This is a genomic window from Pseudomonas sp. PD9R, from assembly GCF_019200975.1.
GTDB lineage: Bacteria > Pseudomonadota > Gammaproteobacteria > Pseudomonadales > Pseudomonadaceae > Aquipseudomonas.
On record NZ_JAHTMR010000013.1, the window covers coordinates 122,305 to 136,813 of the forward strand.

General features: G+C 58.4%; 12 protein-coding genes. 6 read left to right on the forward strand and 6 right to left on the reverse strand.

Annotated elements, in window-relative coordinates:
* Positions 1–8: 8 nt before the first annotated feature.
* The 5 genes from KUF73_RS23015 to KUF73_RS23035 all read right to left on the reverse strand — a co-directional run bounded on the left by KUF73_RS23015 (position 9) and on the right by KUF73_RS23035 (position 6,891).
* Complete coding sequence (locus tag KUF73_RS23015) at positions 9–3,026, reverse strand: sarcosine oxidase subunit alpha (RefSeq protein WP_218440312.1); 3,018 nt, start codon at positions 3,024–3,026, stop codon at positions 9–11.
* Complete coding sequence (locus tag KUF73_RS23020) at positions 3,023–3,352, reverse strand: sarcosine oxidase subunit delta (RefSeq protein ID WP_123513161.1); 330 nt, start codon at positions 3,350–3,352, stop codon at positions 3,023–3,025. Before KUF73_RS23020 ends, KUF73_RS23015 begins: the two co-directional genes overlap by 4 nt.
* Before the next feature lie 14 nt (positions 3,353–3,366).
* A complete protein-coding gene (locus KUF73_RS23025; protein ID WP_007947735.1) occupies positions 3,367–4,617 on the reverse strand; it encodes a sarcosine oxidase subunit beta in 1,251 nt (416 codons plus the stop codon).
* Positions 4,618–4,640: 23 nt separating this feature from the next.
* Positions 4,641–5,894 carry a serine hydroxymethyltransferase gene (glyA, locus tag KUF73_RS23030; RefSeq protein WP_218440313.1) on the reverse strand — a complete coding sequence of 418 codons (1,254 nt, stop codon included), beginning with the start codon at positions 5,892–5,894 and terminating at the stop codon, positions 4,641–4,643.
* Positions 5,895–6,150: 256 nt separating this feature from the next.
* Positions 6,151–6,891 carry a TraX family protein gene (locus KUF73_RS23035; protein ID WP_256345674.1) on the reverse strand — a complete coding sequence of 247 codons (741 nt, stop codon included), beginning with the start codon at positions 6,889–6,891 and terminating at the stop codon, positions 6,151–6,153.
* A gap of 131 nt (positions 6,892–7,022) precedes the next feature.
* On the opposite strand from KUF73_RS23035, the gene KUF73_RS23040 reads away from it, so the two are divergent.
* The 5 genes from KUF73_RS23040 to KUF73_RS23060 all read left to right on the forward strand — a co-directional run bounded on the left by KUF73_RS23040 (position 7,023) and on the right by KUF73_RS23060 (position 11,151).
* Positions 7,023–8,063, forward strand: a complete 1,041-nt coding sequence (locus KUF73_RS23040; RefSeq protein WP_218440315.1) for a low specificity L-threonine aldolase — start codon at positions 7,023–7,025, stop codon at positions 8,061–8,063.
* 193 nt (positions 8,064–8,256) lie between these two features.
* Positions 8,257–9,081: an NAD(P)-dependent oxidoreductase gene (locus KUF73_RS23045; RefSeq protein ID WP_218440316.1), complete on the forward strand. Its 825-nt coding sequence runs from the start codon at positions 8,257–8,259 to the stop codon at positions 9,079–9,081.
* A gap of 162 nt (positions 9,082–9,243) precedes the next feature.
* The gene (locus KUF73_RS23050) at positions 9,244–9,711 is read left to right on the forward strand and encodes an Hcp family type VI secretion system effector (RefSeq protein WP_218440317.1); all 468 of its coding nucleotides are present in this window, start codon (positions 9,244–9,246) and stop codon (positions 9,709–9,711) included.
* On the forward strand, positions 9,708–10,271 hold the full coding sequence (locus KUF73_RS31465) for a hypothetical protein (RefSeq protein ID WP_256345675.1): 564 nt from the start codon (positions 9,708–9,710) through the stop codon (positions 10,269–10,271). Before KUF73_RS23050 ends, KUF73_RS31465 begins: the two co-directional genes overlap by 4 nt.
* Positions 10,272–10,767: 496 nt before the next feature.
* Complete coding sequence (locus KUF73_RS23060; RefSeq protein ID WP_218440318.1) at positions 10,768–11,151, forward strand: hypothetical protein; 384 nt, start codon at positions 10,768–10,770, stop codon at positions 11,149–11,151.
* A 664-nt stretch (positions 11,152–11,815) separates the two neighbouring features.
* Here the strand turns inward: KUF73_RS23060 and gbcB are convergent.
* Positions 11,816–12,916 (reverse strand): glycine-betaine demethylase subunit GbcB, encoded by a 1,101-nt coding sequence (gene gbcB, locus KUF73_RS23065; protein WP_218440319.1) that lies wholly within the window; start codon positions 12,914–12,916, stop codon positions 11,816–11,818.
* Positions 12,917–13,212: 296 nt separating this feature from the next.
* Here gbcB and gbcA point away from each other — a divergent pair, with 296 nt between their 5' ends.
* Positions 13,213–14,508, forward strand: a complete 1,296-nt coding sequence (gene gbcA / locus KUF73_RS23070; protein WP_218440320.1) for a glycine-betaine demethylase subunit GbcA — start codon at positions 13,213–13,215, stop codon at positions 14,506–14,508.
* The last annotated feature ends 1 nt before the right edge of the window (position 14,509 follow it).

Genomic DNA, 14,509 nt, shown 5'->3' on the forward strand with positions numbered 1-14,509 from the left:
CTGTGGTGTTAGATGTTCTGGCGATCACCCTTTGGATCGAAGAACACCGAAGAAACGATTTCCGCTTCGATCACGCTGCCATCGGCCAGCGGTGCGAACACGCGCTCACCCATACGCTGCAACCCGCCCTTGACCACGCCCATGGCAAACGAATAGCCGAGGGAGTTGTGCGCGTAGCTGGAGGTCACGTGGCCGACCATGGTCATCGGGATCGCTTGCTTGGTGTTGAACACCAGTTGCGCACCTTCCGGCAGCCATTGGGTCGGATCGATCGGCTTCAGGCCAACCAGTTGCTTACGTTGATCACGCACGCAGTCTTCACGGTTCATGCCGCGCTGGCCGATCCACGAAAACGGTTTGGTGCGACCGACACACCAGCCCATGTTCAGGTCGTCCGGAGTCATCGAGCCGTCAGTGTCCTGGCCGACGATGATGAAGCCCTTCTCGGCCCGCAGTACGTGCATGGTTTCGGTGCCGTACGGGGTCAGGTTGTACTTCTTGCCCGCGTCGACGATTTTTTCCAGCACGCCCATGGCGTAGTCGGCTTGCACGTTGACTTCGTACGACAGTTCACCGGTAAACGAGATCCGGAACACCCGCGCCGGCACACCGCCCACCAGACCTTCTTTCCAGGTCATGAATGGGAACGCTTCATTGCTCAGGTCAATGTCGGTGACCTCGCTGAGCAGCTTGCGGCTGTTCGGTCCGGACAGGGTCATGGTCGCCCAGTGATCCGTCACGGAAGTGAAGTACACCTTCAGGTCTGGCCATTCGGTCTGTTGGTAGATTTCCAGCCATTGCAGCACACGTGCAGCGCCGCCGGTGGTGGTGGTCATCACGAAATGGTTGTCGGCCAGGCAGGCAGTTACGCCGTCGTCGAACACCATGCCGTCTTCTTTACACATCAGGCCGTAACGCGCCTTGCCCACATCGAGTTTGGTCCAGGCGTTGGTGTAGATGCGGTTGAGGAACTCACGCGCGTCCGGGCCCTGGATGTCGATTTTGCCCAGGGTCGAAGCGTCCAGCAGGCCGACGCTGTCGCGCACGGCTTTGCATTCGCGCTTGACTGCGGCATGCAGGTCTTCGCCGCCTTTCGGGAAGTACCAAGGACGTTTCCACTGACCGACGTCTTCAAACTCGGCACCGTTTTTTACGTGCCAGTGATGCAGTGCGGTGAAACGTACAGGCTCGAAGATGTGCCCACAGTGACGACCGGCCACAGCGCCGAACGTCACCGGCGTGTAGTTCGGGCGGAACATGGTGGTGCCCATCTGCGGGATGGTCACGTTCAGCGAACGGGCGGCGATGGCCAGACCGTTGACGTTACCGAGCTTGCCCTGATCGGTGCCAAAGCCCAGTGCGGTATAGCGCTTGACGTGCTCGACCGACTCGAAGCCTTCGCGGGTTGCCAGTTCGATGGCCGCTGCGGTGACGTCGTTTTGCAGGTCGACGAATTGCTTCGGTGCCCGTGCAGTGTTCTTTTCATGCGGCACCTGGAACAGCGCCAGCGTCGGCTCTTCCAGACGCGCCAGCGCTTTCGGCAACGTACCTTCGACGACACTGAAACCGGCTTCGCTGGCAGCGCGAGCGCCGCCTTCAAAGCCATCGGCCAGGGAATCGCCGAGGCCGTAGACGCCGTTGATACCACCGACGCATACGCGTTTCTGCGGTGCTTCGCCCGGTACGAAACCGAGGATGTCTTCACGCCAGGTGGGCTTGCCGCCGAGGTGCGAGGCCAAGTGAACCACCGGGCTGTAACCGCCGGAGCTGGCGACGATGTCGCAGTCGAGCCATTCGCCAGGGCTGGTGACTTTGTGTCCTTTGACATCAATTGCGGCAACGCGGGCAGCCGTTACATGCTTGCTGCCACGGGCCTCGATCACGGCACTGCCGGTGAGGATGCGGATGCCTTTGGCGCGGGCTTCTTCCACCAGCGCACCACGCGGGTTGCTGCGGGCGTCAGCGATGGCCACCACTTGCAGGCTGGCGTCGAGCCAATCCAGGGCAACGCGGTAGGCGTGGTCGTTGTTGGTCGACAGCACAAGCTTTTTGCCCGGTGCCACGCCATAACGGCGCACGTAAGTCGAAACAGCGCCAGCGAGCATGTTGCCCGGCACGTCGTTGTTGCCGTAAACCAGTGGACGCTCGTGAGCGCCCGTCGCCAGCACTACACGCTTGGCGCGAACCCGGTGGATACGCTGACGGACCTGGCCAATCGGGGCGCGGTCACCGAGGTGATCGGTCAGGCGCTCGTGAATGGTCAGGAAGTTATGGTCGTGGTAGCCGTTGACGGTGGCGCGCGGCAACAGCAGCACGTCAGGAGTGTCTTTGAGCTCGGCAATCACGCTGGCGACCCATTCGGCGGCAGGCTTGCCGTCGAGGCTTTCGCGGGAGTCGAGCAGGCTGCCGCCGAACTCTTCCTGCTCATCGGCCAGGATGACGCGAGCACCGCTGCGCGCAGCCGCCAGTGCAGCGGCCAGGCCTGCCGGGCCACCGCCGACGATCAGCACGTCGCAGTGTTGGTTCATGTAGTCGTAGGTGTCCGGATCGTTCTCGGTCGGCGAGCGGCCAAGACCGGCAGCCTTACGAATGTACTTCTCGTAAGTCATCCAGAACGATTGCGGGTACATGAAGGTTTTGTAGTAGAAGCCCGGCGGCATCAGCTTGCCGCCGACCTTGCCGAGAATCCCCATCATGTCGTTGTTCACGCTCGGCCAGCCGTTGGTGCTGGTGGCGACCAAACCTTGATACAGCGCTTGTTGCGTGGCGCGTACGTTCGGGATTTGCGTGGCTTCGGTGGCGCCGATTTGCAGCACCGCGTTCGGCTCTTCGGCACCGGCGGCGAAGATGCCACGCGGACGAGAATATTTGAAGCTGCGACCGATGATGTCGACACCGTTGGCCAGCAGTGCAGCGGCCAGGGAATCGCCTTCAAAGCCTTTGTAGCTCTGGCCGTTGAAGGTGAAGCTCAAGACTTTGTTGCGGTCGATCCGTCCGCCGTTGGACAGGCGATTGATCTGGCTCATACCTTCTCTCCCAGAGCCGTGCTCGCCGCTTTCGGGCTATCGGTCTTGTCGGTGAATTGTGGCTTGGTGCCGATCTTGTAGGTTTCGAGAATCTCGTAGGTCACGGTGTCGCGGGTGGCGTTGAAGTACTGACGGCAACCGGCGGCGTGGATCCACAGTTCATGGTGCAGACCGCGAGGGTTGTCGCGGAAGAACATGTAGTCGCCCCACTCCTCGTCGGTGCAACTGGTCGGGTCCAGTGGACGCGGAATGTGCGCCTGGCCGGATGCGTGGAATTCCTCTTCGGAGCGCAGTTCGCCGCAGTGAGGACAGAAGATATGCAACATGGGGATTTCTCCTGTTAGTGGGCAACCGCAGCAGCGCCATGTTCATCGATCAACGCACCGTTGTGAAAACGGTCGATGGAGAAAGGTGCGGCCAACGGATGCATTTCACCCTTGGCCAGACTCGCGGCAAACACATTGCCCGAGCCAGGTGTTGCCTTGAAGCCACCGGTGCCCCAACCGCAGTTGAAGAACATGTTCGGTACCGGGGTTTTCGAAATGATTGGGCAGGCATCCGGCGTGGTATCGACGATGCCGCCCCACTGACGGTTCATGCGTACCCGCGACAGCACAGGGAACATCTCGACGATCGCCTGAATGGTGTGTTCGATCACCGGGTATGAACCACGCTGGCCGTAGCCGTTGTAGCCATCGATACCGGCACCGATCACCAGGTCGCCTTTGTCGGACTGGCTGATGTAACCGTGTACGGCGTTAGACATGATCACGCTGTCGATAATCGGCTTGATCGGCTCGGACACCAGCGCTTGCAGCGGGTGGGATTCGATCGGCAGACGGAAACCGGCCAGTTTGGCCATGTGCCCGGAGTTACCGGCAGTGACCACGCCGACGCGCTTGGCACCGATGAAGCCCTTGTTGGTTTCAACGCCGATGCACACGCCGTTTTCCTTGCGGAAACCGATCACTTCGGTCTGCTGGATCAAGTCCACGCCCAAGGCGTCTGCCGCACGGGCAAAGCCCCAGGCCACGGCATCGTGACGGGCCACGCCGCCGCGACGCTGGACGGTTGCGCCCATCACTGGGTAGCGGGTGTTCTTCGAGCAGTCGAGGTACGGAATCTCATCGGCCACTTGCTTGGCATCAAGCAGTTCGCCGTCCACGCCGTTGAGGCGGTTGGCGCTGACACGACGCTCGGAATCACGAATGTCCTGCAGCGTGTGGCACAGGTTGTAAACGCCGCGCTGCGAGAACATCACGTTGTAGTTCAGGTCCTGGGACAGGCCTTCCCACAGTTTCATCGCGTGTTCGTACAGGTGCGCCGACTCGTCCCACAGGTAGTTGGAGCGAACGATGGTGGTGTTGCGCGCGGTGTTACCGCCGCCCAGCCAGCCTTTTTCGACCACGGCCACGTTGGTGATGCCGTGCTCCTTGGCCAGGTAGTAGGCGGTCGCCAGACCATGCCCGCCACCGCCGACGATGACCACGTCATAGACCTTTTTAGGGGTCGGCGTGCGCCACATTTTCTGCCAGTTTTCGTGGTGGCTGAGAGAGTGTTTGAAGAGGCCGAAGCCCGAGTAGCGTTGCATAGTCATTTACTCCAAAACCGCACTCAGCGATAAACCGGGAAGTCCGCGCACAAAGCTGATACTTGCTGGGCAACGTTGGCCTCGACATCGGCATCACCGAGGTTGTCGAGGATGTCGCAGATCCAGCCGGCCAGCGTGACGCATTGAGCAACCTTGAAGCCGCGAGTGGTCACCGCCGGGGTGCCGATACGCAGGCCGGAGGTCACGAACGGCGACTGTGGATCGTTCGGGACAGCGTTTTTGTTGACGGTGATGTGGGCACGACCGAGAGCTGCGTCCGCCTCTTTGCCGGTGAGGCCCTGACGGATCAGGCTGACCAGGAACAGATGGTTGTCGGTGCCACCGGACACTACATCGTAGCCGCGTTTGATAAATACGCCGGCCATGGCCTGGGCGTTGTCGATCACTTGTTGCTGATAAGCCTTGAAGCCTGGTTCCAGCGCTTCCTTGAAGCACACCGCTTTGCCCGCGATGACGTGCATCAGTGGGCCACCCTGTGCACCGGGGAACACTGCAGCGTTGAGTTTTTTCTCGATCTCTTCGTTGGACTTGGCCAGGATCAGGCCGCCACGTGGACCGCGCAGGGTCTTGTGGGTGGTGGTGGTGACCACGTCGGCGTACGGCAGCGGATTCGGGTACAGACCGGCGGCAACCAGACCGGCAACGTGAGCCATGTCGACGAACAGCAGCGCACCGACCTTGTCGGCGATCTGGCGGAAACGTGGGAAGTCGAGGGTCTTGGAGTAGGCCGAGAAACCGGCAACGATCATTTTCGGTTTGCATTCGACGGCCAGGCGCTCGACTTCGTCGTAGTCGATCAGCCCGGTGTCGGTATTGATCCCGTACTGCACGGCGTTGTACAGCTTGCCCGAGGACGACACTTTGGCGCCGTGGGTCAGGTGACCGCCGTGGGCCAGGCTCATGCCGAGGATGGTGTCGCCCGCATTGATAAGCGCCAGGTAAACCGCGCTGTTGGCAGAAGAACCGGAGTGCGGCTGGACGTTGGCGTAATCGGCGCCGAACAATTGCTTGGCGCGTTCGATGGCCAGGGCTTCAACCTTGTCCACGTGCTCGCAGCCACCGTAGTAGCGCTTGCCCGGATAGCCTTCGGCATATTTGTTGGTCAGGCCACTGCCTTGCGCTTCCATTACACGCTTGCTGGTGTAGTTCTCCGACGCGATCAGCTCGATGTGATCTTCCTGACGTTGCTCCTCGGCATTCATCGCCGCCAGCAGTGCATCGTCGTAACCCTGGATCTTGTCTTGCTTGCTGAACATCGCGTCTCTCCCAGCGGCGGCGGTGCGCCATTCGTCTCGGTAAGGCACTGGCGTTTCGGCAGTGCCCTTTGATAGCGATGGTATGACCGGCGCAGAGAGGTCAAATGCCTATGGACGCCACGCAAAGGTGCGTTTACGACATGCGCTGCTGCGCGGGGTTACGCGCGCCTCTATAGGAGCTGCCGCAGGCTGCGATCTTTTGGTTTTTAAAAGGGCAAGATCAAAAAATCGCAGCCTGCGGCAGCTCCTGCAGGGGTCAGGCGATGGCTTGGCGCAAGGCCAGTAGCATGAGGAAATGCATGGGATAGAGGGCATACGCCCAGCGGCGCATCGGTGGTGGTTTTACGCCTCGGGCATGTCGTAAAAGGAACAGTCCCAACCATGGCGCAATCAGACAAGTGGCGACGGCGGGAATGGCGGCGGGATTGCCCAGGCGTGCGGCGTAATACAGCACTTGCCATTGATTGGAAGCCAGACAGATCAGCCCCGGCAGCAGCGCGAAATACCAGGGTCGCCGGTACACCAGCAGCATCACCAGCGGCAACAAAACGCCAAAGAAACCGAACATCAATCGCCCGGAGAAAACCGCCGCCAGCACCACGGCACAAGCCGCCAGCAATCGCGCTTGCAGTGTTCGGTCCCGCCAGCCACGTGCCACCAGCAAACCCAGGGCCAGGGTCGGCAACACATTCAACGTGTCGGGATCGGGAATGTACATCCGGTAAGGAATTTCACTCACCGCGCTGAACAGTAACAACCAGCCCAGATAACGCCATTGCCCACTGGTCGGCGCTACCGGCGTGCGCGCCAGATTGGCCGCCATTGCCAGGCAAAACCACGGGAACGCCAGGCGCCCCGGCACATACAGCAGATCGACGGAATAACCGACATATCGCAGGTGATCGAGCACCATGCTCAGCAATGCCAGCCACTTGAGCAGGTCCAGTGCGCCGTCGCGCTGCTTTACGTGCTGATTTACGTCCACGGTCACGTGCATAATTGCCCGGCGTCCTTGTATTTTTCTGACAGTGACATCCCGTGTGCTCCCCGGACGATCTTCGGTACAGTGCGCACCATCATTGACCACGAGACACTTCACCATAGGCGTCTCGACCACGGAAGCAGGCCATGACCGATAAGAGCCAACAATTCGCCAGCGACAACTACTCCGGCATTTGCCCTGAAGCCTGGGCTGCCATGGAGCAGGCCAACCATGGCCACCAACGCGCTTACGGCGACGACGAATGGACCGCCCGCGCGTCCGACGATTTCCGCAAACTGTTCGAAACCGACTGCGAAGTGTTCTTCGCCTTCAACGGCACGGCCGCCAACTCGCTGGCGCTGTCGTCGCTGTGCCAGAGTTACCACAGCGTGATCTGCTCGGAAACCGCCCACGTCGAAACCGACGAATGCGGCGCGCCGGAATTTTTCTCCAACGGCTCCAAGCTGCTGATCGCCCGTACCGAAAACGGCAAGCTGACCCCGGAATCGATCCGTGAAGTCGCGCTCAAGCGCCAGGACATCCACTACCCGAAACCCCGCGTCGTCACCCTGACCCAAGCCACCGAAGTCGGCAGCGTCTACACCCCGGACGAAATCCGTGCGATCAGCGCCACCTGTAAAGAGCTGGGTCTGAACTTGCACATGGACGGCGCGCGGTTCTCCAATGCCTGTGCATTTCTCGGCTGCACACCGGCCGACCTTACCTGGAAGGCCGGCGTCGACGTGCTGTGCTTCGGCGGCACGAAAAACGGCATGGCCGTGGGTGAGGCGATTCTGTTCTTCAACCACAAACTGGCCGAAGACTTCGACTACCGCTGCAAACAAGCCGGGCAACTGGCCTCGAAAATGCGCTTTTTGTCGGCACCGTGGGTCGGGATTCTGGAAAACGACGCCTGGCTCAAGTACGCCCGCCACGCCAACCGTTGCGCACAATTGCTCGCCGAACTGGTCAGCGACATTCCGGGCGTGGAGTTGATGTTCCCGGTGCAGGCCAATGGCGTGTTCCTGCAACTGTCGGAACCGGCCATCGCCGCCCTGACGGCCAAGGGCTGGCGCTTCTACACCTTCATCGGCAACGGCGGCGCACGTTTCATGTGCTCGTGGGATACCGAGGAAGAACGCGTGCGGGAGTTGGCCAAAGATATCCGTGAAGTAATGTCCGCCTGACCCTGGACCTGTAGGAGCTGACGAGTGAAACGAGGCTGCGATCTTTTGATCTTAAAAAATCAAGATCAAAAGATCGCAGCCTCGTTTCACTCGTCAGCTCCTACAGTGCTCGCGTACACCCGGAAACACATCGTCTACATTCACAGGCGAGTTGTTTCGATAGGCTCGGATAACAACAATCAGGAGCGTACGCATGTCCTTGCAAGGCAAAACCCTGTTCATCACCGGCGCCAGCCGTGGCATCGGCCGCGAGATTGCACTGCGCGCCGCGCGCGACGGGGCCAATATCGTGATTGCGGCCAAAAGTGCCGAGCCGCACCCCAAGTTGCCCGGCACCATCTACAGCGTGGCCGAGGAAGTCGAAGCCGCAGGTGGCAAGGCGCTGGCATTGCAGGTGGACGTGCGCGATGAAGTCGCCGTGCATCAGGCGCTAGCCCAGGCCAACGAACTTTTCGGTGCCATTGATGCATTGGTCAACAACGCCGGGGCGATCAAGCTGACCGGGGTTCAACACCTCGAACTCAAGCGCTTCGACCTGATGCACCAGATCAACACCCGCGCCGTGCTGCTGTGCAGTCAGGCCGCCCTGCCATATCTGAAGAAGTCCGGCGGGCACATCCTCAACCTCTCGCCACCGCTGAACCTGGCCACCAAATGGTTCGCTCAATACAGCCCGTACACCGTGACCAAATACGGTATGAGCATGCTGACGCTGGGCATGAGCGAGGAATTCAAGAATTACGGCATCAGCGTCAACTCGCTGTGGCCGCAGACCATGATTGCCACGGCAGCGATCGAGTTTCAGCTAGGATCGCGAGAGTCGTTCAAACATGCGCGCACGCCGGCGATCATGGCGGATGCCGTCCATGTGATTCTGAGCACCACTAATCGCAGCCTGACCGGGCGTTTGCTGATTGATGAGGAGATTTTGCGGGAGAACGGCGTGACCGAATTCGAACACTATCGGTTCGCCCCGGACACCAACGACAAGCTGATGCCGGATCTGTTTATCGATTGAAAGATTTAAACACCGATCCCGCGCGCTCGACGGGATCGGTGTCTACTTGCACGCTTTAACTCAATTACTTTTTTCGGAATCGGACTACATAAACGCTTAAAACTATCGTCGTAAACTGCCTCCTTGACTACAAGGAGCGTTACTTATGGCGAACCTGGCTACATGACCATCACCGGCAAAGTTCAAGGACTCATCTCAGCCGGCTGCTCAACCCCAGCGTCTATCGGCAACAAGTTTCAAGCCGCGCACACCGATGAAATCATGCTGCTGTCTTACAGCCACAACATGTCCAATATCGGCAACATCAGTCGATCGACACACAGCCCGATCATCCTCACCAAAGCCGTCGACAAATCCTCACCGCTACTAGCCCAGGCACTATCAAACAGAGAAGAAATCGACTGCACGCTTCGTTTCTATCGTGTGTCTTCCGCTGGTCAGCAGGAAAAGTTTTACTCCGTTTCGATCAGTGGCGGGGTCATTGTTGACTTGACACTTGAAGTGCCTCACGCGGTTTTGAAAAACGATGCAGAACCTCAAGAGCATCTCGCCATTCGCTATCGTGATATCACCTGGACCCACCACGCAGCAGGAACCAGCGGCTACAGTTCGTGGGGCGAAGAGGGATGACCCCCAACCGTTATGACATCTGGGACGTCAACAGCGCTGCAGAAAAACTGATCGCGCAAGCCCACACCCTCAGTGCACGCCATCTGCCACATGGCATAGCACGCATGCAGTTCAATCAGGATGTAGCCCGTTACGCCAAGCGGGTCGCCGACGATGTTGCGCAAGGCCATAAAACCCCGGAACAAGGCATACAGGCACTTGTGCAAGAGCAGCGCAACTTGTTGATCCAATCGCAAGCCATCAAGCGCGAAGGCCAGACCGCAATAACCGACTCGATTGAAAGAGTGCCGACTTCAAGGCTGACGCAACCAGGATTAAATCCGGCTCCCCGGCACTTGCTGCGACATGTTCAGGCGCAAAATCTCAAAACCAATGCCGCCAACACACCCAACGCAATCCGGCCAGCCTCCTCGCCGCACCCTGTGCCCGATTTAAAATTCTTCCCCCGCGAGCACTGGCCAGCGCCCATCCCCGAACCAGAGCAACCAGGCTTCTACATCGTCCCCAAGAGCACCACCGCTGAAAAACTGGAGGCCCAGCTATTCAACTCACTACGCTAACCAAAAAAGGAATTGGCTTCCCCGATCATCCAAACCTGAAAACTGCACTAGGCATCGCCACTCCGAACTTGGTGCATCGCTGGAGGAAGGCCGGGGCGGCAGGCCAGATTCCGGGCTATGCCACGCACATTGAAGGCGTCGCAAAAGCAGCTAAGTACATCAAGTACGGCGGCTGGATCGGCACGGCTGTCGGCGGTTCCGCCTCCGTTATTAAAGTCCAGGGCGTGTGTGCAGAGGGCAGCGCTGAAGCCTGTGAAAAGGTTAAATTCACGGAAGGGGGGAGTTTTATTGGCAGAATTGCCGGAGGTGCCGCAGCGGGATGGATGCTAGGCGGCCCCGTAGCTGGTTCGATATGTTTAGGACTAAGCGTACCTACCGGCGGTGGCTCAATACTGGCTTGCGGACTCGTTGTAGTGGGAGTCGGGGCCTTTGGAGGCGGATTCTTAGGTAGTAAGGGCGGGGAAATAGCCGCTGAACTTATCTATGAGCATTCAAGATGACACCTGCTGAATCACTGACTGGCCTTCTGTGCGGACTCGTAATTTTAGGATTACTTATTTTTATTGGAGTCAGCACGCACTTGGCATACACCAAACTAGATGTGATGTTGGAGCATCTTAAAAACTGTTCTGCAGTAACAAAACGCGCACCGCTGAAACACGGAGGTCCATTGGGGAAATTTTTATTGGTGGGGGCTATTTCCGGAATCGTTACCTTTCCGGGAATTTATCTTAAACATGGAGGCGTAAACACTGAGGATCTACGTAACTTCCCGCCAAGCCTCAAGCAGAAGCTGGCCACTTTGCAGTGGATCGTGTGGGGTCTATTTACGATGCTTGCAATACTTATTGCGATTGCGGAGTCCGGCTTACTTTATTGAAATTTCACCGACATAAATACTATTCGGACGGGACGGACTCCCGAAACGGAAACGGAAGATGACAAATCTACAATTTTCGTGGGGTTGGCGTGCCGACAAGGAGGACTCGGCACTGTCCTTTGCGGTGCTCTAGTAGCAGGAGTTGGGGCCTACGCAGGAGGCGTTATCGGCGAACAGGGCGATGAAGAGTTCGCAGAGATAGTATATGAGGTTGTTAGATGACCCTTCGCACTTCAGAAATTATATTTTTATCATTGTAGATTTCGCAGGTATCTTCATCCTGATTGGAATTATGTTATACGTCGCCAAAACGAAAACCGGAACAATATTAAACAACCTGACAAATAGTTCAATTTCCAGCCGAATTATAATGCTGTCGCACGAAGAGCCATGGGGGCGAATATATATGATGGGGAAAGTTTTCGGCACCCTTCAATCCCGCAATCTACATTTACCAAGGCAAATTAAGCAAAAAAAATATTCAGAGTTCCCCTCCCAACTTCAACCGCACACTACTTACACTGCATAGATACCAGAAAATTTTCTGGCTTTATATTCATGGGCTTTGGCTTATTCGCCACGTTAGAACTAATTTAAACCAACTATTAATCCCCATTCGATCTCCCCTGTGTGGGGGAGATCGGCCAATGCCTAAAGACGGCTCTCAAAACTCGATGCGCACGTCGCCCTTCGGCACGCTGCAGCACGACAAAATAAACCCTTCGGCTTCATCTTCTTCGGTAATCCCGCCGTTGTGTTCCATTTCCACTTCGCCGCCCAGCTTCAGCACTTTGCAGGTGCCGCAAATGCCCATGCCGCAGGCTTTCGGGATCATCAATCCAACCTTGGCTGCCGCGGCGTGGACGGTCTCGCCCGGTGCCACGCGGATGCTCTTGCCGGAGGCGGTGAATTCCACTTGATGCAAATCCGCCAGGTCGACTTCCGGTGCGTCTGCCGCCTGCTCGGCGTGTTCCACGGCGTCGGCGCGCGCCTCTGGCGGGGTCGCACCGAAAGACTCTTCGTGGTAACGCGACATGTCGAAGCCAGCGGCTTCCAGCAAGCGTTTGACCGCGGTCATGTACGGCGTCGGGCCGCAGCAGAACACTTCACGGTCAAGGAAGTCCGGTGCCATCAATTCAAGCATTCTGTGGTTCAAGTAACCGCGATAACCGGCCCAGGGCTCACCCATACCGTGCTTCTCGCAAATCAGGTGCAGGCTGAAGTTGTCGATCCGCGACGCCATGTGTTCCAGTTCACGGTGGTAAATGATGTCTTTAGGCGAGCGGGCGCTGTGGATAAACACCATGTCGACATTGCCGTTGGTGTCGTAGAACCAGCGCGCCATGGACATGACCGGCGTGATGCCGACGCCGCCGCTGAGGTAAAGCACCTTCGGCGCGGTGAAGTCCATGGCGTTGAACAACCCGACCGGCCCGTGCACCGCCAGCTCCTGGCCTTCGTGCAGGGTGTCGTGCAACCAGTTGGAGACCTTGCCCCCCGGCACACGCTTGATCGTTACCGAAAAGCTGTACGGCACCGACGGCGAGCTGGAAATGGTGTACGAGCGCATGATCGGCTGGCCTTCGATCTCCAGCTCCAGGGTGACAAACTGCCCCGGTTTGAAGAAGAACATGATCGGCTGATCGGCCATAAAGCAGAAGGTGCGCACATCCCAGGTTTCCTGGATGACTTTGACGCAACGGACGATGTGCCGACCATTGGCCCAGGTCTGTGTTGTTACCGGGTTCAGGAAGCTGTTGGACATGCTGATCTCCACGGCCGACTGTCGGCCTTCATGTTGGCGATTCTGCGTATAGCGCGAACCACCCATTTACCTATCTGCGACATTCACATGCTTATCGCGACCAGCCCCCAACTACCGGGGGTTGCGCGTCGGGAACAGATTGCACCATGTCGCCCATGGATAAGGTTCTGGCCCGCGCCGGCCCCACACTCGCCCCATACCAAGACACATTCTTTACACCTTGCGTAGCACTCTTTAGCAGCACACCTGATTAGCCACTTTCGCCGGCCACACAGAATGGCCTTGAGGATTAAACGATGGACGTCACTACTACCCTGAGCCTGGGCGATCCGCTGGAACCCGCACGCAAGGCCACCGCCCAGATGCTGCAAGAGCGCGAGCGCACCTTCTCGCTGCCGCAGCCGTTTTACTCTGACGAGCGCCTGTTTGATATCGACATGCAGGAGATTTTCCAGAAAGAGTGGTTGATCGCCGGCATGACTTGCGAGATCCCGACCAAGGGCAACTACCTGACGCTGCAGATCGGCAAGAACCCGATCATCGTGATCCGAGGCGCCGAAGGTGTGGTGCACGCGTTCCATAACGTCTGCCGCCACCGTGGCTCGCGTCTGTGCACCAGTGAAAAAGGCAAGGTCGCCAAACTGGTCTGCCACTATCACCAGTGGACCTACGAACTCGACGGTCGCCTGCTGTTCGCCGGCAGCGAGATGGGCGACGACTTCGACATGAAGCAGTACGGCCTCAAACCGGTGAACGTGAAGACCGCGGGCGGCTACATCTTCATCAGCCTGTCGGAGAACCCGCCAGCCATTGATGACTTCCTGTCGACGCTGAACCATTACATGGAACCGTACGACATGGAGAACACCAAGGTGGCGATTACCACCACCTTGATGGAAAAGGCCAACTGGAAACTGGTGCTGGAAAACAACCGCGAGTGCTACCACTGCAATGCATCGCACCCGGAACTGCTGAAAACCCTGCTGGAGTGGGACGACGTCACCGACCCGCGCGCCGACCAGGCGTTCAAGGACCACGTCGCCGCCTCCGCCGCTGCCTGGGAAGCCGAAAAAATCCCTTACGCCCACGCCAGCTTCGGCCTGCGTAACCGTATCGTGCGCATGCCGCTGCTCAAGGGCACCGTGTCGATGACCCTGGACGGCAAACAGGGCTGCGCCAAGCTCATGGGTCGCATCAAGAACCCGGACCTGGGCTCGATGCGCATCCTGCACCTGCCGCACTCGTGGAACCACTGCATGGGCGACCACATCATCGTGTTCACCGTGTGGCCGATCAGCGCTCAGGAAACCATGGTCACCACCAAGTGGATCGTCCACAAGGATGCAGTGGAAGGCGTGGACTACGACGTTGAGCGCATGCGCAAGGTCTGGGATGCCACCAACGACCAGGACCGCCGCCTGGCCGAAGAAAACCAGCGCGGCATCAACTCCACGGCGTACCAGCCAGGGCCTTACTCCAAGACCTATGAGTTCGGTGTGGTGAATTTTGTGGATTGGTACAGCGAGCGTCTGCTGAACAACCTCGGGGCCGAGCCTGCGCCGTACCTTAAGGGCGTGCCGGTTAGCGGTTAAG

What these genes read in the sequence shown, in the direction of transcription:
- KUF73_RS23015 (WP_218440312.1), bottom strand. Translation starts at nt 3,026, where the DNA reads ATGAGCCAGATCAATCGCCTGTCCAACGGCGGACGGATCGACCGCAAC.
- KUF73_RS23020 (WP_123513161.1), bottom strand. Translation starts at nt 3,352, where the DNA reads ATGTTGCATATCTTCTGTCCTCACTGCGGCGAACTGCGCTCCGAAGAG.
- KUF73_RS23025 (WP_007947735.1), bottom strand. Translation starts at nt 4,617, where the DNA reads ATGCAACGCTACTCGGGCTTCGGCCTCTTCAAACACTCTCTCAGCCAC.
- glyA (WP_218440313.1), bottom strand. Translation starts at nt 5,894, where the DNA reads ATGTTCAGCAAGCAAGACAAGATCCAGGGTTACGACGATGCACTGCTG.
- KUF73_RS23035 (WP_256345674.1), bottom strand. Translation starts at nt 6,891, where the DNA reads ATGCACGTGACCGTGGACGTAAATCAGCACGTAAAGCAGCGCGACGGC.
- KUF73_RS23040 (WP_218440315.1), top strand. Translation starts at nt 7,023, where the DNA reads ATGACCGATAAGAGCCAACAATTCGCCAGCGACAACTACTCCGGCATT.
- KUF73_RS23045 (WP_218440316.1), top strand. Translation starts at nt 8,257, where the DNA reads ATGTCCTTGCAAGGCAAAACCCTGTTCATCACCGGCGCCAGCCGTGGC.
- KUF73_RS23050 (WP_218440317.1), top strand. Translation starts at nt 9,244, where the DNA reads ATGACCATCACCGGCAAAGTTCAAGGACTCATCTCAGCCGGCTGCTCA.
- KUF73_RS31465 (WP_256345675.1), top strand. Translation starts at nt 9,708, where the DNA reads ATGACCCCCAACCGTTATGACATCTGGGACGTCAACAGCGCTGCAGAA.
- KUF73_RS23060 (WP_218440318.1), top strand. Translation starts at nt 10,768, where the DNA reads ATGACACCTGCTGAATCACTGACTGGCCTTCTGTGCGGACTCGTAATT.
- gbcB (WP_218440319.1), bottom strand. Translation starts at nt 12,916, where the DNA reads ATGTCCAACAGCTTCCTGAACCCGGTAACAACACAGACCTGGGCCAAT.
- gbcA (WP_218440320.1), top strand. Translation starts at nt 13,213, where the DNA reads ATGGACGTCACTACTACCCTGAGCCTGGGCGATCCGCTGGAACCCGCA.